At 68.7% G+C, this 23,126-nt stretch carries 26 protein-coding genes; 11 read left to right on the forward strand and 15 right to left on the reverse strand.

The annotated features are described in order from the left end of the window. Positions 1-186 precede the first annotated feature (186 nt). From ACQPYZ_RS04720 to ACQPYZ_RS04740, 5 genes are all read left to right on the forward strand, one after another. Entirely contained in the window at positions 187-1,164 is a 978-nt protein-coding gene (locus tag ACQPYZ_RS04720; RefSeq protein ID WP_433165592.1) for a glycoside hydrolase family 3 N-terminal domain-containing protein, read from the forward strand. After that, positions 1,161-1,496: a YidH family protein gene (locus ACQPYZ_RS04725; RefSeq protein WP_433165593.1), complete on the forward strand. Its 336-nt coding sequence runs from the start codon at positions 1,161-1,163 to the stop codon at positions 1,494-1,496. Before ACQPYZ_RS04720 ends, ACQPYZ_RS04725 begins: the two co-directional genes overlap by 4 nt. An 18-nt stretch (positions 1,497-1,514) precedes the next feature. After that, the gene (locus ACQPYZ_RS04730; protein WP_433165595.1) at positions 1,515-1,823 is read left to right on the forward strand and encodes a DUF202 domain-containing protein; all 309 of its coding nucleotides are present in this window, start codon (positions 1,515-1,517) and stop codon (positions 1,821-1,823) included. 139 nt (positions 1,824-1,962) lie between these two features. Next, positions 1,963-2,595, forward strand: coding sequence for a DUF47 domain-containing protein (locus ACQPYZ_RS04735; RefSeq protein ID WP_433165597.1), 633 nt, complete (start codon positions 1,963-1,965; stop codon positions 2,593-2,595). Further along, on the forward strand, positions 2,596-3,594 hold the full coding sequence (locus ACQPYZ_RS04740; protein ID WP_433165599.1) for an anion permease: 999 nt from the start codon (positions 2,596-2,598) through the stop codon (positions 3,592-3,594). A 4-nt stretch (positions 3,595-3,598) separates the two neighbouring features. Here the strand turns inward: ACQPYZ_RS04740 and ACQPYZ_RS04745 are convergent, their stop codons facing one another. Both ACQPYZ_RS04745 and ACQPYZ_RS04750 read right to left on the reverse strand, forming a co-directional pair. Further along, positions 3,599-4,123 carry a hypothetical protein gene (locus ACQPYZ_RS04745; RefSeq protein WP_433165601.1) on the reverse strand — a complete coding sequence of 175 codons (525 nt, stop codon included), beginning with the start codon at positions 4,121-4,123 and terminating at the stop codon, positions 3,599-3,601. Positions 4,124-4,290: 167 nt separating this feature from the next. Next, entirely contained in the window at positions 4,291-5,037 is a 747-nt protein-coding gene (locus ACQPYZ_RS04750; protein WP_433165603.1) for a lysophospholipid acyltransferase family protein, read from the reverse strand. Between the two features lie 162 nt (positions 5,038-5,199). On the opposite strand from ACQPYZ_RS04750, the gene thiC reads away from it, so the two are divergent. The 3 genes from thiC to ACQPYZ_RS04765 all read left to right on the forward strand — a co-directional run bounded on the left by thiC (position 5,200) and on the right by ACQPYZ_RS04765 (position 8,265). Continuing rightward, the gene (gene thiC, locus ACQPYZ_RS04755) at positions 5,200-6,825 is read left to right on the forward strand and encodes a phosphomethylpyrimidine synthase ThiC (protein WP_433165605.1); all 1,626 of its coding nucleotides are present in this window, start codon (positions 5,200-5,202) and stop codon (positions 6,823-6,825) included. A 331-nt stretch (positions 6,826-7,156) separates the two neighbouring features. Next, positions 7,157-7,714: a transposase gene (locus ACQPYZ_RS04760; RefSeq protein ID WP_433165607.1), complete on the forward strand. Its 558-nt coding sequence runs from the start codon at positions 7,157-7,159 to the stop codon at positions 7,712-7,714. Beyond that, on the forward strand, positions 7,711-8,265 hold the full coding sequence (locus ACQPYZ_RS04765) for a hypothetical protein (RefSeq protein WP_433165609.1): 555 nt from the start codon (positions 7,711-7,713) through the stop codon (positions 8,263-8,265). The genes ACQPYZ_RS04760 and ACQPYZ_RS04765 overlap by 4 nt, the downstream gene beginning before the upstream one ends. On the opposite strand, the gene ACQPYZ_RS04770 is transcribed toward ACQPYZ_RS04765, so the two are convergent. From ACQPYZ_RS04770 to ACQPYZ_RS04780, 3 genes are all read right to left on the reverse strand, one after another. Beyond that, complete coding sequence (locus tag ACQPYZ_RS04770) at positions 8,262-8,942, reverse strand: RDD family protein (protein ID WP_433165610.1); 681 nt, start codon at positions 8,940-8,942, stop codon at positions 8,262-8,264. The two genes, ACQPYZ_RS04765 and ACQPYZ_RS04770, sit on opposite strands and share 4 nt — an antisense overlap. Before the next feature lie 21 nt (positions 8,943-8,963). Continuing rightward, complete coding sequence (locus ACQPYZ_RS04775; protein WP_433165612.1) at positions 8,964-9,554, reverse strand: RDD family protein; 591 nt, start codon at positions 9,552-9,554, stop codon at positions 8,964-8,966. Positions 9,555-9,636: 82 nt separating this feature from the next. After that, entirely contained in the window at positions 9,637-10,350 is a 714-nt protein-coding gene (locus tag ACQPYZ_RS04780; protein ID WP_433165614.1) for an RDD family protein, read from the reverse strand. 105 nt (positions 10,351-10,455) lie between these two features. Between ACQPYZ_RS04780 and ACQPYZ_RS04785 the strand changes: the two genes are divergently transcribed. Further along, entirely contained in the window at positions 10,456-10,896 is a 441-nt protein-coding gene (locus ACQPYZ_RS04785; protein WP_433165616.1) for a DUF2752 domain-containing protein, read from the forward strand. A gap of 52 nt (positions 10,897-10,948) precedes the next feature. On the opposite strand, the gene ACQPYZ_RS04790 is transcribed toward ACQPYZ_RS04785, so the two are convergent. After that, a complete protein-coding gene (locus ACQPYZ_RS04790) occupies positions 10,949-11,740 on the reverse strand; it encodes a hypothetical protein (RefSeq protein WP_433165618.1) in 792 nt (263 codons plus the stop codon). Between the two features lie 102 nt (positions 11,741-11,842). Between ACQPYZ_RS04790 and ACQPYZ_RS04795 the strand changes: the two genes are divergently transcribed. After that, complete coding sequence (locus ACQPYZ_RS04795; RefSeq protein ID WP_433165620.1) at positions 11,843-12,385, forward strand: hypothetical protein; 543 nt, start codon at positions 11,843-11,845, stop codon at positions 12,383-12,385. Positions 12,386-12,437: 52 nt separating this feature from the next. Here ACQPYZ_RS04795 and pstB read toward each other — a convergent pair whose 3' ends face one another. The 7 genes from pstB to ACQPYZ_RS04830 all read right to left on the reverse strand — a co-directional run bounded on the left by pstB (position 12,438) and on the right by ACQPYZ_RS04830 (position 20,529). After that, on the reverse strand, positions 12,438-13,214 hold the full coding sequence (gene pstB, locus ACQPYZ_RS04800) for a phosphate ABC transporter ATP-binding protein PstB (protein ID WP_433165622.1): 777 nt from the start codon (positions 13,212-13,214) through the stop codon (positions 12,438-12,440). 22 nt (positions 13,215-13,236) lie between these two features. Then, a complete protein-coding gene (gene pstA, locus ACQPYZ_RS04805; RefSeq protein WP_433165624.1) occupies positions 13,237-14,157 on the reverse strand; it encodes a phosphate ABC transporter permease PstA in 921 nt (306 codons plus the stop codon). After that, the gene (gene pstC, locus ACQPYZ_RS04810) at positions 14,154-15,227 is read right to left on the reverse strand and encodes a phosphate ABC transporter permease subunit PstC (RefSeq protein WP_433169625.1); all 1,074 of its coding nucleotides are present in this window, start codon (positions 15,225-15,227) and stop codon (positions 14,154-14,156) included. The genes pstA and pstC overlap by 4 nt, the downstream gene beginning before the upstream one ends. A gap of 257 nt (positions 15,228-15,484) precedes the next feature. Further along, a complete protein-coding gene (gene pstS, locus ACQPYZ_RS04815; RefSeq protein WP_433165626.1) occupies positions 15,485-16,609 on the reverse strand; it encodes a phosphate ABC transporter substrate-binding protein PstS in 1,125 nt (374 codons plus the stop codon). A 255-nt stretch (positions 16,610-16,864) separates the two neighbouring features. Then, a complete protein-coding gene (locus tag ACQPYZ_RS04820; protein WP_433165628.1) occupies positions 16,865-17,338 on the reverse strand; it encodes a bifunctional nuclease family protein in 474 nt (157 codons plus the stop codon). A 142-nt stretch (positions 17,339-17,480) separates the two neighbouring features. Next, complete coding sequence (locus ACQPYZ_RS04825) at positions 17,481-18,359, reverse strand: NUDIX hydrolase (protein WP_433165630.1); 879 nt, start codon at positions 18,357-18,359, stop codon at positions 17,481-17,483. A gap of 10 nt (positions 18,360-18,369) precedes the next feature. Then, entirely contained in the window at positions 18,370-20,529 is a 2,160-nt protein-coding gene (locus tag ACQPYZ_RS04830) for an RNA degradosome polyphosphate kinase (RefSeq protein ID WP_433165632.1), read from the reverse strand. Between the two features lie 86 nt (positions 20,530-20,615). Between ACQPYZ_RS04830 and ACQPYZ_RS04835 the strand changes: the two genes are divergently transcribed. Then, positions 20,616-21,677 (forward strand): alpha/beta hydrolase, encoded by a 1,062-nt coding sequence (locus ACQPYZ_RS04835; protein WP_433165634.1) that lies wholly within the window; start codon positions 20,616-20,618, stop codon positions 21,675-21,677. Here ACQPYZ_RS04835 and ACQPYZ_RS04840 read toward each other — a convergent pair. Then, positions 21,674-22,591 (reverse strand): PKD domain-containing protein, encoded by a 918-nt coding sequence (locus tag ACQPYZ_RS04840; protein ID WP_433165636.1) that lies wholly within the window; start codon positions 22,589-22,591, stop codon positions 21,674-21,676. The two genes, ACQPYZ_RS04835 and ACQPYZ_RS04840, sit on opposite strands and share 4 nt — an antisense overlap. Next, positions 22,588-23,028 (reverse strand): DUF6318 family protein, encoded by a 441-nt coding sequence (locus ACQPYZ_RS04845; RefSeq protein ID WP_433165638.1) that lies wholly within the window; start codon positions 23,026-23,028, stop codon positions 22,588-22,590. The genes ACQPYZ_RS04840 and ACQPYZ_RS04845 overlap by 4 nt, the downstream gene beginning before the upstream one ends. Between the last annotated feature and the right edge of the window lie 98 nt (positions 23,029-23,126).

Raw genomic sequence — 23,126 nt, forward strand, 5'->3', positions numbered from 1 at the left:
CCCACCGCTGGTCCGAGCACCGTGCCGTCGTCATCGGTACCGCGACCCACGACACCGTCACCGACCCAGAGCCCGACACCGCCCCAAAGCTCGACTCCTACACCGACGCCCACCCCGACGCAGACCAGCTGCGTCGACCAGAAGCTCCAGGCACTCACCCTCCGGGAGCAGGCGGCGCAGCTGATCATGACCGGCATCAGCGCCAACGGCATGACCTCGTCCCAGCGGCCGATCGTGCAGCAGCAGAAGCCCGGTGGCATCCTCCTGCTCGGCAGCGGCGGCAGCCGCTCGCACACGCGGACGGCGATGGCCGCCGTGAACACCGCGGCCACGGTGAAGGGGATCCGCCCGCTGATCGCCGCGGACCAGGAGGGCGGTCAGATCCAGCGCCTCAAGGGCTCGGGCTTCGACCGCATCCCGGCGGCGACAGTGCAGGGGACCTGGTCGAGCTCCAAGCTGACCGCCGAGGCCGAGGGCTGGGGTGAGCAGCTGAAGCAGGCCGGCGTGAACGTCGACCTGGCACCGGTGGCCGACGTCGTACCGAGCTCGCAGAAGAACCAGAACGCTCCGATCGGCGAGCTGGACCGTGAGTTCGGCAACACGCCGGCGGAGGTCGGTCCACCGGTGCAGGACTTCGTGAAGGGCATGCAGGCGGCCGGAGTGATGACGTCGGTCAAACACTTCCCCGGGCTGGGCCGTGTGCGTGGCAACACCGACTTCTCGTCCGGCGTGGTCGACAACGTGACCGTGCGCGGTGACGACGACCTGCAGCCGTTCGCCGACGGCATCGAGGCCGGTGCGGACATGGTGATGATCGCCACCGCGACGTACACGAAGATCGACGCCAAGAACCGGGCGGTGTTCTCGCCCACCGTGATCCGGGGCATGGTCCGCGGCGACCTGGGCTGGGACGGCGTGGTGATCACCGACGACGTCGGCGCGGCCGCCGAGGTGGCGTCGGTACCGGCGGGGCAGCGGGCGACGCGGTTCGTTGCGGCCGGCGGGGACATAGTGATCAACGCCACTGCCGGGCTGACGGCCACCATGGTGAACGCCCTGGTTACGAAGGCGGAGCAGGACAAGGCCTTCGCCGGGCAGGTGGCGAGTAGCGTGAGGCGTGTGCTGACACTGAAGGAGAGCCACGGCCTGGTGAGCTGCGGATGACGGACGAGCAGGAACCCGACTACCGCTTCACCCTGGCCAACGAGCGGACCTATCTGGCCTACCTGCGGACCTCACTGGCCTGCTACGCGGGCGGCCTGTCCGCGGTGCAGTTCCTCGACCTCGGCCCCGACCGACTGCCTGCCAAGATCATCGGTGTGGTCCTGGTCACGGCCGGCATCGTCACCACCGCGGGCGCGTTCCGCCGCTGGCAGCAGAACCAGGCCGCCATGCGGAACGGCGGCAGCCTCCCGGTCACCTACCTCCCGTTGATGCTGGCGGCAACCATCGGCGTGGTCGGCCTGATCGGCCTGCTGTTCTCCCTCTGGCGCTGACCGGGCGATGACCGGACGATGACGCAGAACGACCCCGGCCTGCAGCCCGAACGCACCCTGCTCGCCTGGCGGCGGACCGCGCTGGGCCTGATCGCGAACGGCATCCTCCTGCTTGCCTCCGGCCACGGTACGTCGGACGTCCGCACCGGGCTCGGCATCGTCGTACTCGTGCTGTCGCTGGCCTGCTGGGCCGCGGTCAGCGCCGTCTACCGTCGTACCAAGGGGGCTCCGATCCATGCCCTCGGCCACGAACGCGTGCTGCGGGCGGCCGCCGGCCTCGTGCTCGTGGTGGGGCTTTTCGACCTCTACGCGGTGATCACGCGCTGAGTCCGGCCGGTTACTCACCGATCGTGTCCAGGCTGCCGAGTTCACCGTGACGCGGTACGTTGACCAGGCGGATGCCGCGTCAACGGTCCGTTCCCCCTAGCATGTTCACGGTTTGTCCCTCGTTCACCCGGAGATTGAAGTGCCGTTACGTCTGCGTCCGAACGACCCGACGTTCTACGACCTTTTCGCCGAGTCCGCCAACCACCTCGTGGACGGATCCCGAATCCTGGCCGAGCTCCTCGGCAGCACGGCGGGCACCGGACTGTCCTCGAGTCACCAGATCGCCGCTGAGATGAAGGACGCCGAGCACGCCGCGGACGAGACCACCCACTCGATCATCCGCCGGGTCAACTCGACCTTCGTCACGCCGTTCGACCGCGAGGACATCTACCGGCTGGCCTCCGACCTGGACGACGTCATGGACTACATGGAGGAGGCGGTCGACTCTGTCCACCTGTTCTCCCTGGACAAGCTGCCGGAGGAGATCGCCGAGCAGATCGAGGTCCTCCAGCGGGCCGCCCAGCTGACCGCGGAGACCATGCCCCGGCTGCGCACGATGAAGGACCTGGCCGAGTACTGGATCGAGATCAACCGGCTGGAGAACACCGGTGACGCGGTCCATCGGCGGCTGATCGCCAAGCTCTTCAGCGGCGAGTACGACGCACTGACGGTGATGAAGGTGAAGACGGTGGTCGACCTGCTGGAGGCCGCGATCGACGCCTTCGAGCACGTCGCGAACACGGTCGAGCAGATCGCCGTCAAGGAGAGCTGAGTGGAGCTCGCGCTCGTCGTCGCGGTCGTCGTGATCGCGCTCGTGTTCGACTACACCAACGGGTTCCACGACGCGGCGAACGCGATCGCGACCTCGGTATCCACCCGGGCGCTGACACCGAGGGTCGCGCTGATCATGGCCGCGGTCTGCAACTTCCTCGGCGCGCTGCTCGGCACCGAGGTCGCCGAGACCGTCGGCAAGGGCATCATCAGTACGCCGGCCGGCCAGCACGGACTGGTGATCGTCCTCAGCGCCTTGATCGGCGCGATCACCTGGAACCTGATCACCTGGTACTTCGGGCTGCCGAGCTCCTCGTCGCACGCGCTGATCGGCGGTCTGGTCGGCGCCGGGATCGCCTCCGCCAGCACGGTGCTGTGGTCCGGGATCCTGGACAAGGTCGTCATCCCGATGGTGCTGTCACCGTCGATCGGCTTCGTCGGCGCGTTCCTGGTGATGACGGCGATCCTGTGGCTGTTCCGGCGCAGCAATCCCGGCCGGGTCACCCGCGGCTTCCGGCTGGCCCAGTCGCTGTCGGCGGCCGCGATGGCGCTCGGGCACGGCCTGCAGGACGCGCAGAAGACGATGGGGGTGATCTTCCTCGCCCTGCTCACCACCGGGCACGTGCAGCAGGGCGACGGCATCCCGTTGTGGGTCAAGCTGGCCGCCGCGACCGCGATCTCGCTCGGCACCTACTCCGGCGGCTGGCGGATCATGCGGACGCTCGGCCGCCGGATCATCGCCCTGGACCCGGCCCGCGGCTTCGCCTCCGAGGCGGTCGCCGCGACCGTCCTCTACGTGATGGCGATCGGCCTGCACGCGCCGGTCTCGACCACCCACACGATCACCTCGGCGGTCATGGGCGCGGGCGCGACCAAGCGCCTGTCCGCGGTCCGCTGGGGCGTTGCCAAGGGCATCATCACGGCCTGGATCCTGACCATCCCGGCCGCCGGTGCGGTCGCCGCCGCCTGCTACGCGGTGGCCCACCTGGTCCTCGAGTGAGTCGTCAGCGGTTCCAGCGCCGTACGGCCTTGGCGACGTCCTTGGGGCGGATCGAGCCGAGGTTGCGCTTCCAGGCCGCGGCCAGGCGGTCGCCCAGCTCCGTCAGGTCGAGGTAGGCCTGCGGGCGGACGGCCATCACCCAGGTGGCCGCGGCCGCGTGGCCCTGCTGGAAGAGCAGATGGTCGGCGGTCGCCTCGATCCGGCGGCGCGGCTCCCCGTCCAGCCGGCTGGACGCCCAGTCCTGGACGATCGCGCCGTCCTCCGCGGTCATCCGGGCCAGGTACGTCAGCGGGCCGCGCCAGAAGCCGCGGCTGCCGATGGTGTCCAGGCTCTCCAGCGGGAACCAGCCGTTCTGGCAGCGCCGGCCGTTGATCGCGGCCTCGACCTCCCGGATCTGGCCCGGGTTCAGGCCGCGGACGGCCCAGTCGAGGAAGTACACGCCGACATCGGGGATCTCCTCCGCGACGTGCGGCGCCACGGTCATCGTTCCCGGCTCGAAGAGATGCAGCTCTTCGGGTCTCTCCAACACCAAATCCCCCGCCCACCCGAGTACGACGGCCGCGCGGTCCACCGCACGGCCGGCACCACAGGGACCCCCCAGGTTCCTGCGCGTTCAACAACAGATGCTCTTCGTACCGTCACGCCGTTTCCGGGTCAAGATGTCGTCCGATAGCCGACGACCGGACAGCCAAGCGTTTACTTGCCGCGTGTGGCCCTGCGGGCCAGCTCCTCGCGGTCCAGCCGGTCGGCTTCCGCGGGCGTCGGCGCGCTCCCGCCGTACGACGCCGGCAGCCACCAGGCGCCGGCCGGCTGCTCGGGATAGGCGCGGATCGTGCGGTCGAGCATGCCGGCCATCGTCGAGCGCAGGTGCGCGGTCGCCTCGGCCGGGTCGTCGGCCGGCGTGACCGTGATCGGCTCGCCGACGGTGATCGCGATCGTCCGGTGCCGGGAGAAGTCGCGCGGGTGGTCCTTGGTCAGCATCCGCTGCGTCCCCCACAGGATCAGCGGGATCACCGGTACGGCGGCCTCCGCGGCCATCCGGACCGTGCCGGACTTGAACTCCTTCAACTCGAACGACCGGCTGATCGTCGCCTCCGGGAAGACACCCACGACCTCACCGGCGTTCAGATACTCGATCGCCTGCCGGTACGACGCCGTCCCCGCGGACCGGTCGACCGGGATGTGGTGCATCCCGCGCATCAGCGGACCCGAGACCCGGCTGCGGAACAGCACCTCCTTGGCCATGAACCGGACCAGCCGTTTGCTCGGCAGCGCGCCGAACCCGCCGAGCACGAAGTCGACGTAGGAGATGTGGTTCATCGCGATCACCGCGCCACCCGTCCGCGGCACATTCTCCGTCCCGGTCAGCTGGAACTTCAGGTCCAGCACCTTGAACGCCGTCTTCGCGAAGCCGATCACCGGCGGGTACACGAGGTCTCGCATCCCCCGACGCTACCGGCCCGGTCAAGACGGCAGGTTAGAGTGGCGGCGACAACTGGAGATCGCGGGAGCTCGCACCGTAGCGGGCTGAGAGGGCGGCTGGGACGATCCGGCGCCGCCGACCGCCGAACCTGTCCGGGTAATTCCGGCGTAGGGAGCAGCACTGTGACAACCATCGGAAATTCTGTCCGTCCGTCTGTCACCACCGGCCCGATCTCGGGCTCGGAGAAGATCTACCGCGGCGAGCTGGGGGTCCCGGCCCGCCGCGTCCACCTCACCAACGGCGAGCACTTCGACCTCTACGACACGTCCGGGCCGTACACCGACGCGTCCGCGACGATCGACGTACAGGCCGGTCTGCCCGCCCTGCGGCGCGATTGGATCGACGGCCGCGAGCCGCTGACCCAGCTCGCGCATGCGCGGGCCGGGACCGTCACCGAGGAGATGAGGTACGTCGCCGTCCGGGAGGGCGTCGACCCGGAGTTCGTCCGGGACGAGGTCGCCCGCGGCCGGGCGGTGATCCCGGCGAACCGGCGGCATCCCGAGTCCGAGCCGATGATCATCGGGAAGAAGTTCCTGGTGAAGGTGAACGCGAACATCGGCAACTCGGCCGTCACCAGCTCGATCGAGGAAGAGGTCGAGAAGCTGGTCTGGGCGACCCGGTGGGGCGCCGACACCGTGATGGACCTGTCCACCGGCAAGAATATCCACGAGACCCGGGAGTGGATCCTGCGGAACTCGCCCGTGCCGATCGGGACGGTCCCGCTGTACCAGGCGCTCGAGAAGGTGAAGGGCGACCCGGCGGCGCTGTCGTGGGAGGTCTACCGCGACACGGTGATCGAGCAGTGCGAGCAGGGCGTCGACTACATGACCGTGCACGCCGGCGTACTGCTGCGGTACGTCCCGCTGACCGCGCGGCGGATCACCGGCATCGTGTCCCGGGGCGGCTCGATCATGGCCGCGTGGTGCCTCGCGCACCACCAGGAGTCCTTCCTGTACACGCATTTCGCCGAGCTGTGCGAGATCCTGCGGGCGTACGACGTGACGTTCTCGCTCGGCGACGGGCTCCGGCCGGGATGCATCGCGGACGCCAACGACGCGGCCCAGTTCGCCGAGCTGCGGACGTTGGGCGAGCTGACGAAGATCGCCTGGGAGCACGACGTCCAGGTGATGATCGAAGGGCCGGGCCACGTGCCGATGCACAAGATCGCCGAGAACGTCCGGCTCGAGGAGGAGCTCTGCGGTCAGGCGCCGTTCTACACCTTGGGGCCGTTGGCAACCGATGTCGCGCCGGCGTACGACCACATCACCTCGGCGATCGGCGCGGCCCAGATCGGCTGGCTCGGTACGGCGATGCTCTGCTACGTCACGCCGAAGGAACACCTCGGGCTGCCGGACCGCGACGACGTGAAGACCGGCGTGATCACCTACAAGATCGCTGCCCACGCGGCCGATCTGGCCAAGGGGCACCCGGGTGCGCAGGCCTGGGACGACACGTTGTCCAAGGCAAGGTTCGAGTTCCGCTGGGAGGACCAGTTCAACCTCTCCCTCGATCCGGACACCGCCCGGTCGTACCACGACGAGACGCTGCCCGCGGAGCCGGCGAAGACCGCGCACTTCTGCTCGATGTGCGGTCCGAAGTTCTGCTCGATGCGGATCACCGCCGACATCCGCGCGTACGCGGAGGAGAAGGGGCTGACCTCGACCGAGGCGATCGAGGCCGGCTTCGCGGAGATGTCGGAGACCTTCCGGTCGCACGACCAGAAGCTGTACCTGCCGCTGGCCGACTGAGGTAACGGACCGCCAGGCCATCACAATCCACGCGCGTTCGCGGGCGCCCGCGTGGAGTGCGCCGGAGACGGCGATTGTGGTGGCCTGGCGGTCCGCTTCGTGTTGACGGGGAGTGAAGTCGCGGGGCGAGTCGAGGTGCCGAGCAGGCCGGATCCAGCGGAGAATTGGGTCATCGGCGGGCCTGCGGGGCGGTCACTGGGAGTGATCGGGTGAACCGATTCAGGTTTTTTCCTTCACTCTACGTGAATAAGACTGTAGCCTTAATGCGTTGGGAAGGAGGTGCAGGGCGGTGGTCTTCGTTCTCACGGTAGATCAGCGGGGCTCCCGAAGCATGACCGATCTCGTACCCGAGCTGCTGAACAGCCTGAACCGGCGGCCGAGGCGGCCCGGACTGCTCCGCAAGTTCGAGCGGACGGCCGGCGACGAGGTGCAAGGGGTGCTCTCGGAGGCACGCGCGACCGTCGACGTGATCGTCGACCTGTTGCGCTCGGACACGTGGTACGTCGGTCTCGGCATCGGCGACGTCGCCCAGCCCCTGCCCCGCAGTACCAGGGCAGGCAGCGGCGAGGCGTTCGTGAACGCGCGCGAGGCGGTGAACCGGGCGAAGTCGAGTCCGCACCACGTCAACGTGGTCGGCACCGACGTACGCGTCGCCGAGCAGGTGGAGACGGTGCTGTGGCTGATGGCGTCCGTACTGCGGCGCCGGAGTGAGCGTGGCTGGGCTGTGGCGGACCTGCTGTCCGAAGGACTCACCAGGCGGGAGATCGGCGTGAAGCTGGGGATCAGCCAGTCGGCGGTGACGCAACGGGCCCAGGCGGCCGGGGTCGCCGAGGAACAACGCGGACGAGTGCTCGCAGCCGAGCTGCTGGGCGCTGGGGCGGCCGCGTGACGGCACTGATCCTGTCGTTGACCGCGGCCGGTCTGATCCTCGCTGTCCTCGCATGGGTGCCCAAGGCCGGCTCCGTGGTGCAGATCGTGTTCAGCGGAGTCATGCTGGTCTGCCTGGTTGCGGTCGGCCTCCTGCTGTTGGCCGGGGACGGTGTCGAGGACTGGTCCGAGCGCTGGTGGAACGTCCTGCTCCTGCTGGCCGGAGGCCTCGCGGTCACCGGTGGCGGGCCGCTGACGACCTCTGTGCTGGCTCTGGTCGACCGCGGCAACACGCGAGCGCAGTCCACCCAGAAGGCCGGTGAGGTACTGCGTGGTGGCGCGCTCATCGGTTCACTCGAGCGCGGCGCCATCTACGCGGCCCTGGTCGCGGGCTGGCCGGAGGGCCTGGCGATCGTGCTGGCCATCAAGGGACTTGCCCGGTATCCCGAGCTGCGCAGTCCGGACCAGCCGGCCTCCGTCACGCCGCAGGCGGTCGCCGAGCGCTTCATCATCGGTACGTTCACCAGTGTCCTCTGGTCCGTCACCTGCGCCGGCTTCCTGCTGTCGCGCTAGTTCCTGATCACGTAGGTCGACATCACCTTGTCGTGCCAGGTCTGCTTCTGGTCGTCCCACAACGGCCACAGCAGGTTCAGGAAGCAGGCGTTGTTGAACAGGCCGCTCAGGAACTCGCGGAGGAACGCCTTGCCGGCTCCGATCGGCTGGAAGGTCTTCGAGTCCACCAGCTTCAGGTTCACGACGCTCTTGCCGACACTCTGACCGGTCCGGCCCTGGCGGAAGACCCGGTTCCACAGGCCCAGGCCGAAGCTGATCGCGATACTCAGCAGGAAGACGAGGATCGCCCACGTCTCCGGGTCGTCGTCCGGGTAGGTGTTGTCGGCGCGGGACGCGATGTTCGCGATGAAGACGCCGTACCCGATGAGGACCGGGACCGAGGTGATCAGGGTGTCGAGCAGGAATGCGCCGACCCGTGGGCCCCAGTCGGCGAGCGGCGGCTGCGGGGCGCCGTAGCCGTAGCCGTACTGCGGCTGGCCGTACGGGGTGTAGCCCTGCTGACCGTACTGCGGTTGTCCGTACTGCGGTTGGCCGTACGGCTGGCCGGGCTGCGGCTGACCGTACGGCGGTTGACCGTACCGGGGTTGGCCGGGCTGAGGCTGGCCGGGCTGGGGTTGACCGGGCTGGGGCGCGCCGTAGGGTGGGCGGTCCTGTGGTGGTGGGGTCGGTGTGCTCACGGCTGTTTCGGCTCTCCAGGATCAGAGGCGGATGACCACGTCGTTGACGACCTTGTCGTGCCAGGTCTGCTGCTTGGCGTCCCACAGCGGCCAGAGCACGTTGAGAGTACAGATGTTGTTGAACAGTACCGCGCACAACTCGCGGCCGATCGTCGGGCCGGTGCCGATCAGCTGACCGGTGTCCGCGTGCACGACCTTCAGTCCGGTGACCTTCTTGCCGAAGGACTGGCCGGTGCGGCCCTGTTGGACGACTCGGTTCCACAGCCAGACCAGGAGCGCGACGACGAAGCCGCCGACCATGGCGAGCGCGCCACCGGTGCCCAGCTGCTCCTGATCGCCGTCGATCGCCAGCGACACGATGATCCCGGTGATGGTCGGGATGAACTGGAGCAGTGAGTCCAGCAACGAGGCGCCGACGCGGATCGGCCAGCCGGCGAGCTGCCCGGGCGGCGCGTAGCCGTAGCCGTAGCCCGGGCCGGATGGGCCTTGCCCGTAAGGGTTGTAGCCCTGCGGCTGGTACTGGCCGCCGGGTTGACCGGGCGGAACCTGCGGCTGGTACTGGCCGCCGGGCTGGCCGGGCGGGAGCTGATTGCCGTACGGAGGATTGCTCACCGGACGAGTATCCCGGACCGGGGTCGCAACGCCGGACGCCGCGACCTCAATAGGCCACGGCGTCCGGAGTACGGCGACTACGTCAGAGCTTGATGACGTAGGTGTTGTTGATCTTGTCCGCGAAGGTCTGCTTCTTCTCGTCCCACAGCGGCCACAGGTAGCCGATGTAGCAGGCGGCGCTGTCCAGGATGTGGGTCAGCTGGCGCAGGAACGCCTTGCCCGGGCCGACCGGCTGGCCGGTGTTCGCGTCCACGAGCTTGAGGCCGAGGACCTGCTTGCCGACGGTCTGGCCGGTGTTGCCCTGGCGGATCACGACGTTCCAGATCGCCAGGCCGATGCCGATCAGGTAGAAGACGATCGCCACGATGGCCAGGTTCTCGTTCGCCGAGAGCGCGCTGCCGATGCCGTACGGGACACCGACGATCAGACCGTCGATCAGCGCACCGCCGACCCGGTTCGGCCAGGCGGCCAGGTTGCCGGGAACGGCACCGAAGCCCGGCTGGCCGTACGGCTGGTACCCCTGGCCGTACTGACCCGGCTGCTGCCCGTACTGCCCGGGCTGCTGGGGATAACCCGGCTGCTGCTGCCCGTACTGACCAGACTGACCGTAGCCCGGCTGCTGCTGAGCGCTGTAGCCGGACTGCTGCGGGGCGCCGTAGCCGGGCTGCTGCTGCCCGTACTGACCCGGCTGACCCGGCTGACCGGGTTGCCCGTACTGACCAGGCTGCTGGCCGTACTGCCCGGACTGCTGCTGGTCCTGCGGGCCGTAACCCGGCGGTGGCGTCGGATTGCTCACGACGATCCCTTCTACTGATTGCTGTTGAGAGGTGAGTTGCAGGCTAATCGTCCGACGGCTCAGATCCGGCTACGGATCCCACGTGATGAGAGTTACCGTTGTCCGGTGAGCCATACGCCGAGCGTCGTACTGCGGCCGACCGGGCCGGTCCAGCCTGTGGACAGACGGGTGCTGGGGCTGGCCGCCACCGGCGTCGGCGGGTTCGGTCTCGCGGTGGTCTACCAGCTGTCCGGCGGCCGGATCGGGATCCCGTGCCTGCTGCACGCGACCACCGGTCTGGACTGCCCGCTGTGCGGCTCGACCCGGATGGCGGCCGCCCTGCTCCACGGCGATCTGAGCGCCGCCTGGCACTTCAACTCCGTCGTGCTGGTCCTCGGCCCGCTCATCGGTGTTGCCGTCGGCTACCAATTGCTTGCCTGGTCGCTCGAATCGCTGCGGCTGGTCCGGCTGCCCCGGCTCCGGATGAGTCCGCGCGCGGTCGACTGGACCGTAAAGGCGCTGATCGCGCTCCTGCTCGTGTACGGCGTCGCCCGCAACCTGAACTGAATCGACCTGGGCCACCGTCCGGGCGGCCCAGGTCGTGTAAGCCTTGCTCAGCTCAGTAGTTGACCCATCCCAGCGAGTAGGACAGGATCCCGAGCACCAGGGCGACGATGCCGCCGATCCAGGCCACCTTGGCCAGCGTGTCCGGCCGGCCCTGCTCCCGGAACTTGCTCTGGGCAATCAGACCGAGCACGATCGCGGCCGGGCTGCAGCAGAACCAGCAGACGATGCCGATGATGGCCAGCGTCTGCGGGGTGTTGTTCTGCGGCGTTCCGGTGCCGTAGCCGTAGCCACCGCCGTACTGTCCGGGCTGCCCTGCCTGACCGTACTGTCCGGGCTGGCCGTAGGAGCCCTGCTGTCCGTACTGCTGCCCGTAGGCGCCTGGCTGCTGCTGACCGTACGACCCCTGCTGGCCATACCCCGGCTGTCCCGGCTGACCGTACTGCCCAGGCTGACCGGGGTACTGCGGCTGGCCGTACTGCCCACCCTGCTGCTGCCCGTACCCGGGCTGCCCGTACTGCCCAGGCTGCCCGTACTGACCCGGCTGCCCCTGCCCGTACTGACCCGGCTGATCCTGGCCGTACTGACCGGGCTGGCCGTACGTCCCCGGCTGACCGTACTGACCTGGTTGACCGGATTGACCGGGTTGACCGTACTCACCGGGTTGTTGCTGTCCGTACTGGCCCGGCCGGTCGTCGTCGGGCTGATCCGGTGCCGCGCCGTACTGACTCGGCTGGTCCGGCTGCTCGCCGTACTGACTCGGCTGTTCTCCCGGGGTCTCGTCAGGCGTGTCCTGCGGCCTGTCAGGGTCGTTCCGGTCGTCGCCGGGAGGCGTCGGAGTGCTCACCGCGGTCCCTTCTGAGAACGTCGAGGATCCTCGCAGGCTATCTTTTCCACAGGCTCCTGGTCACGCGCCCACACCGGATCCCGGAACACTTAAGGTTGCCCGGTGACTCAACCCGCTCAGCCGCCGCCGTACGAACCGTCACCGGACACCCGCCACCTTCCGGTGCAGTACGAGCCGCCCACACCGACGTTCGAGGCGGCCCCATCACCCCAGCACGGACCGCCTCCGGGGCCGTACCAGCCGCCGGTCGGCGGGCCCTACCAGCCGGCGCGATCGCTGCCCCTGCAGGCGTTGCCGGCCGGGCCGGTGCTGGTCACGGTGGGCGACATCTCGGTCGAGCAGCACCGGATCGTCACCCCGGCCGGTGTGCTGCCGACCCAGGGCGCGAACTGGTCGGCGATGGACATGTCCCGCACCGAGGAGAAGATCCCTGCCTGGGCGATCATCCTCGCCATCGTGTTCGCGCTCGCCTGCCTGCTCGGGCTGCTCTTCCTGCTCTGCAAGGAGCGCAAGACCACCGGCTTTGTCCAGGTCACGGTCCAGAACGGCAACCGCACGCACAACACCCACGTCGGCGTGAGCTCGCCGCGCGAGGTCGCCGACACCCTCGCCCGCGTCAACTTCGCCCGCACGCTCTGCGTCTGAAAGCAGTCGGCCCCCGCGAGCATCGCGGGGGCCGAGCTGTGGGTGCGACGGATCAGCCGAAGCGGCCGGTGATGTAGTCCTCGGTCGCCTTCTCGTTCGGGTTCGAGAAGATCTGCTTGGTCGGGCCCATCTCGATCAGCCGGCCGGGCTTGCCGGTCGCGGCCAGGTTGAAGAACGCGGTCTGGTCCGAGACCCGGGCCGCCTGCTGCATGTTGTGGGTGACGATGACGACGGTGAACCGGTCCTTCAGCTTCTCGATCAGGTCCTCGATCGCCAGCGTCGAGATCGGGTCGAGGGCCGAGCACGGCTCGTCCATCAGGATCACCTCGGGCTCGACCGCGATCGCCCGGGCGATGCACAGCCGCTGCTGCTGACCGCCGGACAGGCCCGCGCCGGGCTTGTCCAGCCGGTCCTTCACCTCGTTCCAGAGGTTGGCGCCCTTGAGCGACTGCTCGACCACCTGGGTGAGCTTCTTGCGGTCCTTGACCCCGTTCAGCTTCAGCCCGGACGCGACGTTGTCGAAGATCGACATCGTCGGAAACGGGTTCGGCCGCTGGAACACCATGCCGACCACCCGGCGGACCGCCACCGGGTCGATCCCGGTCGCGTACAGGTCCTGCTGGTCCAGCATGACCTTGCCCTCGACCCGAGCGCCGGGGATCACCTCGTGCATCCGGTTCAGGGTGCGCAGGTAGGTGGATTTGCCGCAGCCGGACGGGCCGATGAACGCCGTGACCGAGCGGGGCTCGATCGTCATCGACACATCCTCGACCGCCTTGAAATCGCCGTAGTAGACGTTGAGGCCGCTGACCTCGATGCGCTTCGCCATATCGACTCAGAACCTCTCGTGACTATTTCGACTTGATGGCGCTGAACCGGGCGACCAGCCGGGCCAGCAGGTTGAGGGTAAGGACCAGCAGGATCAGCGTCAGTGCCGCCGCCCAGACTCGGTCCGCGGCCGGCTCCAGCGCCAGCTCGGTCCGGTCCTGGTTGATCATCGTCGGCAGCGCGCCCATGAACCCTTCGAACGGGTTCAGGTTGATGTTCTTGGAGTAGCCCACCAGGATCAGCAGCGGCGCGGTCTCGCCCATCACCCGGGCCAGACCGAGCATCACGCCGGTGACGATGCCGCCGAACGCGGTCGGCACGACCACCTTCAGGATCGTCTTCCACTTCGGCACCCCGAGCGCGTACGACGCTTCCCGCAACTCGTCCGGGACCAGTTTCAGCATCTCCTCGGTGGAGCGCAGTACGACCGGGAGCATCAGCAGCACCAGCGACAGCGAGACGGCGAAGCCGACCCGGTTGAAGCCGAACACCGTGATCCAGACCGCGTAGATGAACAGCGCGGCGACGATCGACGGGACACCGGTGAGGATGTCGATCATGAAGCTGACCGCGCGGGCCAGCTTGGTGCCCTTGCCGTACTCGACCAGGTAGATCGCGCCGAGGATGGCGATCGGGACCGCGATCAGCGCGGTGATCAGGCCCATGATGAGCGTGCCCATGATCGCGTGGTACGCGCCGCCGCCCTCACGCCGGACGGTGACGCCGCGCTGCGACTCGCCCCACCAGCCCGCGTCGAACAGCAGGCTGTAGCCCTTGCTGATCACGGTCCAGAGGATCCACAGCAGCGGGATCAGGGCGAGGATGAAGGCGAACGTGATCAGGACGGTGGCGAGCGTGTTCCGGAAGGCCCGGGCGCCCGACTTCCCGGTCAGGTCCAGCGCCTGACCGTCGTACGCCGGCTTGTTGGCTGCGAGGGTCGTCACGCGACGGCTCCTTCCTTGGCGGCGGCTGCGCCCGCGCTGCGGTTGCGGCGGGTGCGCTTACCGCCCGGGCCGCTGCGGGCCACGATGATCCGGGCCGCGGAGTTGACCAGGAAGGTCACCACGAACAGCACCAGGCCGGCGGCGATGTAGGCGCCGGTCTTCTCCGGCGAGTCGAACTCGGCGGCGTTGTTGGCGATCTTCGACGCGAACGTCTCGCCACCGGCGAAGATCGATGAGTTCCACGGGTCATTGGCGTTCGGCACCGACAGGATGATCAGAACGGCGACGGTCTCACCGAGCGCCCGGCCGAGACCGAGCATCGAGGCGCTGACCACGCCGGAACGCCCGTACGGGAGCACGGACATCTGGATCATCTCCCACTTGGTCGCGCCGAGAGCGAGCGCGCCCTCGCGGTGTTCGATCGGCGTCTGGGCGAAGATCTCCCGGCTGATCGCGGTCACCACCGGCAGGATCATGATCGCCAGCACCACGGACGCGGTGAACACCACGCCGACGTTGTCGCCCGGCGGCTTCTCGAACACCGGGAGCCAGCCGAGTGCGCTGGACAGCCCGTCGATCACCGGCCGCAGGATCGGCGCGAAGAACAGGATGCCCCACAGGCCGTAGATGATCGACGGCACCGCGGCCAGCAGGTCGACCGCGTGCGCGACCGGGGTGGCCAGCCGCTTCGGGGCGTAGTACGTGATGTAGAGCGCGACGCCGACCGCGATCGGGACCGCGATCAGCATCGCGATGATCGAGCTGACCACGGTGGTGTAGAACAGCGCGGCGATGCCGAACCGGGGCTCCTCGCCGCCCGGCTCCCAGACCCGGGAGAACAGGAAGTTCGCCTGGTCGTCGGCCAGGGAGGGGATCGCGAGCGCCAGCAGGAAGATACCGACGAACGCGACGATGGCGATCACCAGGCCGCCGGAGGTGTTGGCCAGGCCGGCGAACAGCCGGTCACCGAGGTGACCGACCGGGCCGAGGTCGAGCTTCGGTCCGGGCGCGGTGGCCGTTGCCGTCGCGGTGGCGGTCTGGGGCTGACCGTCGGCGTGCGCCTCGGCCAGTCCGTCGAAGTGCGGTGCCGGCCCGCTGGGCTCTCCCACCACCAGATCCTCGGTCTGGGGATCGGCCTGGGGTGGCGGCGTGGCGGCGGGCTCGCCGGCCGGCCGGTCGGGCGGTGCCGTGCCGTCTGGACTACTCATCGATGGTGCTCCAAGCGCCTGGATCGTGGGCTCTGACTTCTGCGGGTCCGACGAGGCGAAGCCCCGGCCGCCTCCGATGACTCGGACCGGCCGGGGCTCGCATCACTGCTGTGTCGTCGTCAGCTGATCGACTGGATCGCGGCGTCGACCTTGGTCCGGACCTCGTCCGGGAGCGGCGCGTAGTTCAGTTCGGTCAGAGAGGCCTGGCCGTCCGTGCTGGCGAAGTAGCTGAGGAAGCTCTTCACCAGAGCGGTCTTCTCCGCCGGCAGGCCCTTGCTGCAGGCGATCTCGTAGGTGACCAGGATGATCGGGTACGCGCCCGCCTCCTTGGTCCCGTAGTCCAGCGTCATCGACAGGTCGTTGCCGGTGCCGGTCACCTTCGCGGCGGCCAGCGCCTTACCGGCGGACTCGGCGGTCAGCTCGACCGGGGTGCCCGATCCGTTGTCGACCTGCGCGACCCCGAGCTTGTTGTCGACGGCGTACGACCACTCGACGTAGGTGATCGAGTTCTTGGAGCTCTTCACGCCCTCGGCGACACCGGCGGACTTCTCCTTGCCCGAACCCGTGCCGGTCCACTTCTTCGCCGGCTTGCCGGTCCAGGCGCCACCGCCGGCGGCGGCCAGGTACTTGGTGAAGTTCTCGGTGGTGCCGGACTCGTCGGACCGGAAGAAGACCGAGATCGGGGCGGACGGCAGCGTGGCGTCCGGGTTGAGCTTCTTGATCTCCGGCGCGTTCCAGGTCTTCACCGTGCCCTGGAAGATCTTCGCGGCGGTGGCGCCGTCGAGGACCAGCTTGTCCAGGCCGTCCACGTTGTAGGCGATCGCGACCGGGCCGATGACCATCGGCAGGTTCAGCGCGGCGTTGTTCTGGCAGCGCTTGGCCGCGGCGGCGGCCTCGGAGTCACCGTCGGCGGCCTCGGTCTTGAGCGCGGAGTCCGACCCGGCGAAGTCGACCTGGGCCGCGTTGAACTGCTTGATGCCCGCACCGGAACCGGTCGGGTTGTAGTTCACCGTGACGTCGGCGCACTTCTCGTTGTACTTGGCGATGACTTCCTCGATGGCGTTCTTCTGCGCCGAGGAGCCCTCTGCGTTCAGGGTGCCCTGCGGGCAGTCGGCGGTCGACGCCGAGCCCTCCGGGCTGGAGGAACCGGACGGCTCCGGGTCACTGCCACAGGCGCTCAGAGCGAGGACGCCGAGGGATGCCACGGCGACGGAGCCGACGCGGAGCAGGCGATTGACGGACACGAGAGTGTTGCCCTTCTGCGGGAATCAGACTTCTGAACTTCCACAGACGGTAGGGAGACGAGGTGACCGACCGGCCCGTCGCCGGTGAACGAGCGGTGAACGATTCCGAGCGTGTGGACGACGCTTGGCGTGCCGTCAGGCGGCCAATAGGTGAACTGAGTTAAGAGCCGTGACTCTGCGTCGAGGCAAACGACCGTTGGTTCACGTTTCGGTAACGCTCAGCACATCATCGACGTGAACGCCGGGCGTCCGGCGTCAGCTGGAGAAGTCCTCCGGCGCCACCCCGTCGAGGAACTGCCGGAAGCGCTCGAGCTCGGCCTGTTCCTCCTCCGGCGTCGCCACGCCGGCCTCCCGCAGTACCTGCTCCGTACAGCGAATCGGCGTTCCAAGTCTGACCGCGAGCGCGACCGAGTCGCTCGGCCGTGCCGACACACGGGCGCCGTTGGCCAGCACCAGCTCGGCGTAGAAGACGGCGTCCCGCAACTCGACGATCTCGACCGCCTCGATGTGCACCCCGAACGCCTGGATCAGGTCGCGCATCAGGTCGTGGGTGAGCGGCCGCGACGGCCGCAGGCCCTGTTCCTCGTAGGCGATCGCGGTCGCCTCGACCGAGCCGATGGAGATCGGCAGGTAGCGGTAGCCCTCGGTCTCCCGCAGCATCATCACCGGGGCCCGGTTGGGCGATTCCATCCGGATCCCGATCAGTGTCAGTTCTCGCATCATCGTCATGGTGCGCCCCGAACCTCTCCTCAGACCCGGGCCCGGTGGGGCGCCAGGTTCCTCGGTAGGAACATACCCGCCGGTCCCGGCGTCATCCGGACACCCCCGCGGCTGTGCCTGGATCGTCACCGAGCCGTGCTGCTCGTGCGTCCTACGGCGCGCTGAACCGCTCGTGGACGAGACGTCCGTCACCCAACCGGTGCGCCACCACGAACGCACCCGGCGAGAACTTCCCCACCCGCAGCCCCAGCTCGCGGGCCAGCGCCGGCAGCACCGGGCGGTGCGAGCAGACGACCGTGACCTTGCCCGGCCTCCACGCCTTCTCGGCCAACCCGGCCAGCGCATCCGGGTCGGCGTCGTACCCCCGCTCGGAGATCTCCGGCCAGAGGTGGATGTGCCGGTCGATCGAGGCGGCGTACGGCGTGATCGTGGCCACGCACCGCTCCGCGTCGCTGCTGATCAGCCGGTCGGCACCGAGTGCACCGAGTACGGCGGTCAGTCGCTCGGCCTGCCCGGTCCCGGTCGAACTGAGCGGGCGACTCGTGTCCTTGCTGTCCCAGTCTTTCCGCTTCACCGCCTCGGTGTGCCGCAGCAGGATCAGCGTGGAGGCCACCGGGATCACGCGGTCGAGGTTGTTGAGGATGTCGACGTCGCGGGGGTAGCTGAGCTTGTCCCGGGCCTTGTCCACCGGGAGCCAGGCGACCTCGTCGACCTCGCTGTTCGGCTGGAAGTCGGTGTCGTCGAGCGGTGTCGCCGACCAGTAGTGCACGAGCTTCGCCACGATGGCGCCGTTCTTGCGGACCGGGTAGCGCTGGACGCCGAGGGGTGGACCGAGGACGACCTGCAGCCCGGTCTCCTCCTCGATCTCGCGCCGCGCGCCCTGCAGCACGTGCTCGTTCGCGGTCAGCTTGCCCTTCGGCAGGGACCAGTCGTCGTACCGGGGCCGGTGCACGAGCAGCACCTGCCGGGTGCCGCGGCTGTCCCGCCAGACGACACCACCGGCGGCGATGACGGTCGCCGGGTCAGTCATGGAATCAACCCTAGGTAATGGGATCAGCGGTTCTGCGGCGGCCACGCGTGGCGATGAGTCTCTCCTGCAGGTCGCGCAGCGGCGCACCGTCCGGGCCGGACAGCTTGGCCTGCCAGGTGTCGTCCGGCTGCAGCCACCACGAGCCGGTGTCGTCGTCGAGGGCCAGGTCGAACATCTCCCGCAGCTCGCTGACGTGGTCGAGCTCCTTCAGCTGGACCAGCACCTCGACCCGTCGGTCCAGGTTCCGGTGCATCAGGTCGGCCGACCCGATCCACACCTCCGGCTCACCGCCGTTCTCGAACCAGAACACCCGGCTGTGCTCGAGGAACCGGCCGAGGATGCTGCGGACCTGGATGTTCTCCGACAACCCGGGTACGCCGGGCCGGAGCGTGCAGATGCCGCGGATCCACAGCTCCACCGGTACGCCGGCCTGGGACGCCCGGTACAACGCGTCGCACAGGGCCTCGTCGACGAGGCTGTTCACCTTGATACGGACCCGCGCCGGGCGGCCGGCCAGGTGGTGCTGCACCTCGCGGTCGATCCGCTCGACGAGACCTCGGCGTACCGACTGGGGAGCGACCAGGATCCGCCGGTAGCCGGCGCTGCGGCCGAACCCGGACAGGTGGTTGAACAGGTGGGCGATGTCCTCGGTGACCACCTTGTCGCTGGTGAGCAGGCCGAGGTCCTCGTACAGCCGCGCGGTCTTGGGGTGGTAGTTCCCGGTGCCGATGTGGGCGTACCGGCGCAGGCCGTCCGGCTCCTCGCGGACCACCATCGACAGCTTGCAGTGCGTCTTCAGGCCGATGACGCCGTACACCACGTGACAGCCGGCGTGCTCGAGCTGACGGGCCCACTTGATGTTCGCCTGCTCGTCGAAACGGGCCTGAATCTCCACCAGCACCAGCACCTGCTTGCCGGCCTCGGCGGCGTCGATCAACGCGTCCACGATCGGCGAGTCGCCGCTGGTCCGGTACAGCGTCTGCTTGATCGCCAGCACGTGCGGATCGGCGGCCGCCTGCTCGATGAACCGCTGCACGCTGGTCGAGAACGAGTCGTACGGGTGGTGGACGAGGACGTCGCGCTGCTTCAGCGCGTGGAACATGTCCGCCGGGTTCGACGTCTCCACCTCGGCCAGGTGCGGGTGCGTGGACGGGACGAAGCCCGGGTACTTCAGCTCGGCGCGGTCCAGGCTCGCGATCGCGAATAGGCCGCGGAGATCCAGCGGGCCGGGCAGCTCGAACACCTCGGCCTCGGTGACCCCGAGCTCCGACAGCAGCAGCGCCCGCACCTGCGGGTCGATCGACTCCTCCACCTCGAGCCGGACCGGCGGACCGAACCGGCGGCGCAGCAGCTCCTTCTCGAGCGCGGCCAGCAGGTTCTCGGCGTCGTCCTCCTCGACCTCCAGGTCCTCGTTGCGGGTGACCCGGAAGGTGTGGTGCTGGGTGACCTCCATGCCCGGGAACAGCTGCCCCAGGTGGGTCGCGATCACGTCCTCCAGCGGCACGAACCGGCCCTCGGACACCTGGATGAACCGCGGCAGCAGCGGCGGCACCTTGACCCGGGCGAAGTGCTCGCCGCCGGTGTCGGGGTTGCGGACCACGACGGCCAGGTTGAGGCTCAGGCCGGAGATGTACGGGAACGGGTGCGACGGGTCGACCGCCAGCGGGGTCAGCACCGGGAAGACGCGGTCGCGGAAGAACCGGGTCATGTCCTCGCGCTCGTCGTGGCTCAGCTCGTCCCAGCGCAGGATGTCGATGCCCTGCTCGACCAGCGCGGGCTGCACCGACTTCCGCCAGGTCTCGGCGTGCCGGTCCATCAGCTCGCGGCTCTTGGCCAGGCTGCGGTCCAGGACCTCGCGGGGGAGCAGGCCGCTGGCCGCCCGGACCGCGACCCCGGCCGCGATCCGGCGCTTCAGGCCGGCGATCCGGACCATGTAGAACTCGTCCAGGTTGCTGGCGAAGATGGCCAGGAACTTTGCCCGCTCGAGCAGCGGGATCCGGTCGTCCTCGGCCAGCTCGAGCACCCGCTGGTTGAACGCCAGCCAGCTCAGCTCGCGATCCGAGAACCGGTCCGCCGGAAGGTCCCCGGCCGCGGCGATGTCGTACGGCGGTTCGACGTCGTACTCCCGGTTGTGAGACGCCAGCAAATCTCCTGCCACGTTGACCAGCATCCCACCCTTTGGTGAACGAGAGGTTGCCGAGGGCATGTCGATTCCGGTTGCCGGGCGCGCCGTACCAGTTGCTAGCGTCACTCCTCGTGAACCCACGACTGGACTCGCTCCTGCGCGGCACGGTCTCCGCCGTCCAGGCGAACGCCCTGACGCCGCTGTACGCGCTGCCCACGGCGGTACGGCGGCGACTGGCCGGCGCTCCGATCCAGATCGACGGCAACACCCTCGACCCCGAGCTGCAGATGCTCCTGCGGATCGAGGGATTGTTGCCGAGCGCACCCAAGTCGAGCGTGGCGACCGCCCGGTCGCACCTGCGGACCGTGTGCAAACTGGTCGCGGGCACACCGCGTGAACTACAGCGTGTGACCGAACTCACCGTCCGCGGTGCCGACGGCCAACTGGGCGCCCGCCTCTACGTCCCGCGCCAGGCCGGACGCGGCCTGCTGGTCTTCCTGCACGGCGGCGGCTGGGTCATCGGAGACCTCGACACCCACGACTCGCTGTGCCGTTCGATGGCCGACGACGCCGGGATCCGGGTGCTGTCCGTCGACTACCGCCTCGCTCCGGAGGCACCGGCCCCGACCGCGGCCGAGGACGCGATCGCCGCGTTCACCTGGGCCGTCGACCACGCCGAGGACCTCGGCGTCGACCCGTCACTGGTCGCCGTCGGCGGCGACAGCGCCGGCGGCAACCTGGCCGCCGTGGTCGCCCAGCAGTGCGTACGCCGCGACCTCCTGCGACCCGCCCTCCAGGTCCTGCTCTATCCCGCCCTCGACCTGGTCAACCGCCGGCCGAGCCGGGACCTGTTCGGCGACGGCGGCTTCATCCTCACCGAGCACGACATCATCTGGTACCGCGACCACTACACCCCGGACCCCACCCTCCGCCCCGACCCGATCGTCTCCCCACTCCTCGCCGACGACCTCACCGGCCTGGCCCCCGCCTACATCACCACCGCCGGCTTCGACCCCCTCCGAGACGAAGGCACCGAGTACGCCGAAGCCCTCCGCCAGGCCGGCGTCCCGGTAACCCACGACCACCACCCGTCCCTCACCCACGGCCACCACAACCTACAAACCCTCCCCGGCGCCACCCGAGCAGCCCACCAAGCCCTCACCACCCACCTGAACCAGGCCCTGAACCCCTAACCCCCCGGCTCAACCAACACCGGCACAGCCTCCCGAACCTGCAACGGCGTCGCGGGCCCGGTGATTGGAACCGTCCCGGAAATGTATTGCCATGCACCTCCGGCGACACGGAACCGTGCCGCGTAGTCGGTCGTCAGCGTGAGATTGACGCCTCCGCGCTTCAGGTATTTATGGGTGATCTCCTTGGCGGGGTACGGCTTGCCCGGAGTCGTCGTCCGCAGAGTCGTGCCGTCGCCGAACGCCCAGAGATAACTCATCGGCGTGGCTTCGACATCGACTGGGAATCCCAGGATCGTGACCTGGGTCGTCGAAACCTTGCTCTCGTCGGTATAGACGATGGTGTCGAGATTGACGAGCGTCCGTGACGTCGGCTGCACCTTGACGGTCAGGCCCGGAAACAGCACGTTCCTGCTCTCCGACAGGACCTGCTCCCAAGTGACATCCTGCGGCCTGGGAATCCGCTCCACGACAACCCCGCCCGGCGTCGGCGGCACCGGCTCGTCGGGCTCGAGCGGCTGGCAACGCGCCGGGCCGGGGATGGTTCCGTCGGCGCCGGCTCGGCCGCAGATGCCGATGTTCATCCGAAACGGGCGTCTAGCCTGGTCGGACGTCTCCAGAACTCTCCTCAGCGGCGGCCGCTCGCCGCTCGATTTCTCATGGCGGTCCGACTTCGTGGGTTTCTTGGGACGTAGGCGGTTCGACTGACTGGTCGTGCTGCCTCCCACGGTCGCACCCCAGTTATTCTTCTTGCCGGTCACCGTCGGCGTTGGCTTCGGCTTCTTGGTGGACTCGCTGGACGGCACGGCTTGGGCGCTGTTCATCGATGCCCCGGCGAACACGACCGCGATACCCCCGACGAGGAGTGCGAGCAGTACGACGCCCGCGCCCGCCAGTCGTGCGTTGTTGGTGCTCATTCGTTGATCTGCATCTCGAACATCACCCAGTTGCCTCCCTTTGCCGACAGGGTGAATTCCATCGTTCCTGTGCTTGCCGGCTGGGAAACAAGAGGTGCGCCAGGCGTCGGACGTTCTCTGTAGGCACCGCTCTTGACCGAAGCGGAGCCGCCCAGCCTGCCGGACTCGCCTCGGTAGATCTCCTTCACATCAACCAACTGATCCTTGAAGTCGCCTTCGAGACCGCCGTTGTTCGCGTTGATCTTCTGCACATACTTGGCGATGCCGTTGCAACCGACGCACCCCTTGTCGCTCTCCGCAAGGAATGGTGCGGAGTCACCGGTGACGTACGAGTAGTTGAGCAGCTCTATGTAATAGCCCAGGAATGCCTCTCCGGCGGCGAGCGAATTCCCCGCCGCTGCGTCTGGTCGCGACGGTGGCGCCGCGGGACTGGACACCGGCGGCGGTGTGGTCGCACCGGGGCTGGACTGCGATCCGGTCGGGGCCGAAGTCTGTGTTGATGGCGGCGCGGTGTTGGGGCGGCCGGCTTCGGGGC

This window comes from Kribbella sp. CA-247076 (assembly GCF_050942445.1).
Classification (GTDB): Bacteria; Actinomycetota; Actinomycetes; order Propionibacteriales; family Kribbellaceae; genus Kribbella.

Coding starts and splice junctions, on each gene's coding strand:
- ACQPYZ_RS04720 (WP_433165592.1), top strand. CDS start 187: ATGACCGGCATCAGCGCCAACGGCATGACCTCGTCCCAGCGGCCGATC.
- ACQPYZ_RS04725 (WP_433165593.1), top strand. CDS start 1,161: ATGACGGACGAGCAGGAACCCGACTACCGCTTCACCCTGGCCAACGAG.
- ACQPYZ_RS04730 (WP_433165595.1), top strand. CDS start 1,515: ATGACGCAGAACGACCCCGGCCTGCAGCCCGAACGCACCCTGCTCGCC.
- ACQPYZ_RS04750 (WP_433165603.1), bottom strand. CDS start 5,037: ATGCGAGACCTCGTGTACCCGCCGGTGATCGGCTTCGCGAAGACGGCG.
- ACQPYZ_RS04760 (WP_433165607.1), top strand. CDS start 7,157: ATGACCGATCTCGTACCCGAGCTGCTGAACAGCCTGAACCGGCGGCCG.
- pstB (WP_433165622.1), bottom strand. CDS start 13,214: ATGGCGAAGCGCATCGAGGTCAGCGGCCTCAACGTCTACTACGGCGAT.
- ACQPYZ_RS04820 (WP_433165628.1), bottom strand. CDS start 17,338: ATGACGATGATGCGAGAACTGACACTGATCGGGATCCGGATGGAATCG.
- ACQPYZ_RS04825 (WP_433165630.1), bottom strand. CDS start 18,359: ATGACTGACCCGGCGACCGTCATCGCCGCCGGTGGTGTCGTCTGGCGG.
- ACQPYZ_RS04830 (WP_433165632.1), bottom strand. CDS start 20,529: ATGCTGGTCAACGTGGCAGGAGATTTGCTGGCGTCTCACAACCGGGAG.
- ACQPYZ_RS04840 (WP_433165636.1), bottom strand. CDS start 22,591: ATGAGCACCAACAACGCACGACTGGCGGGCGCGGGCGTCGTACTGCTC.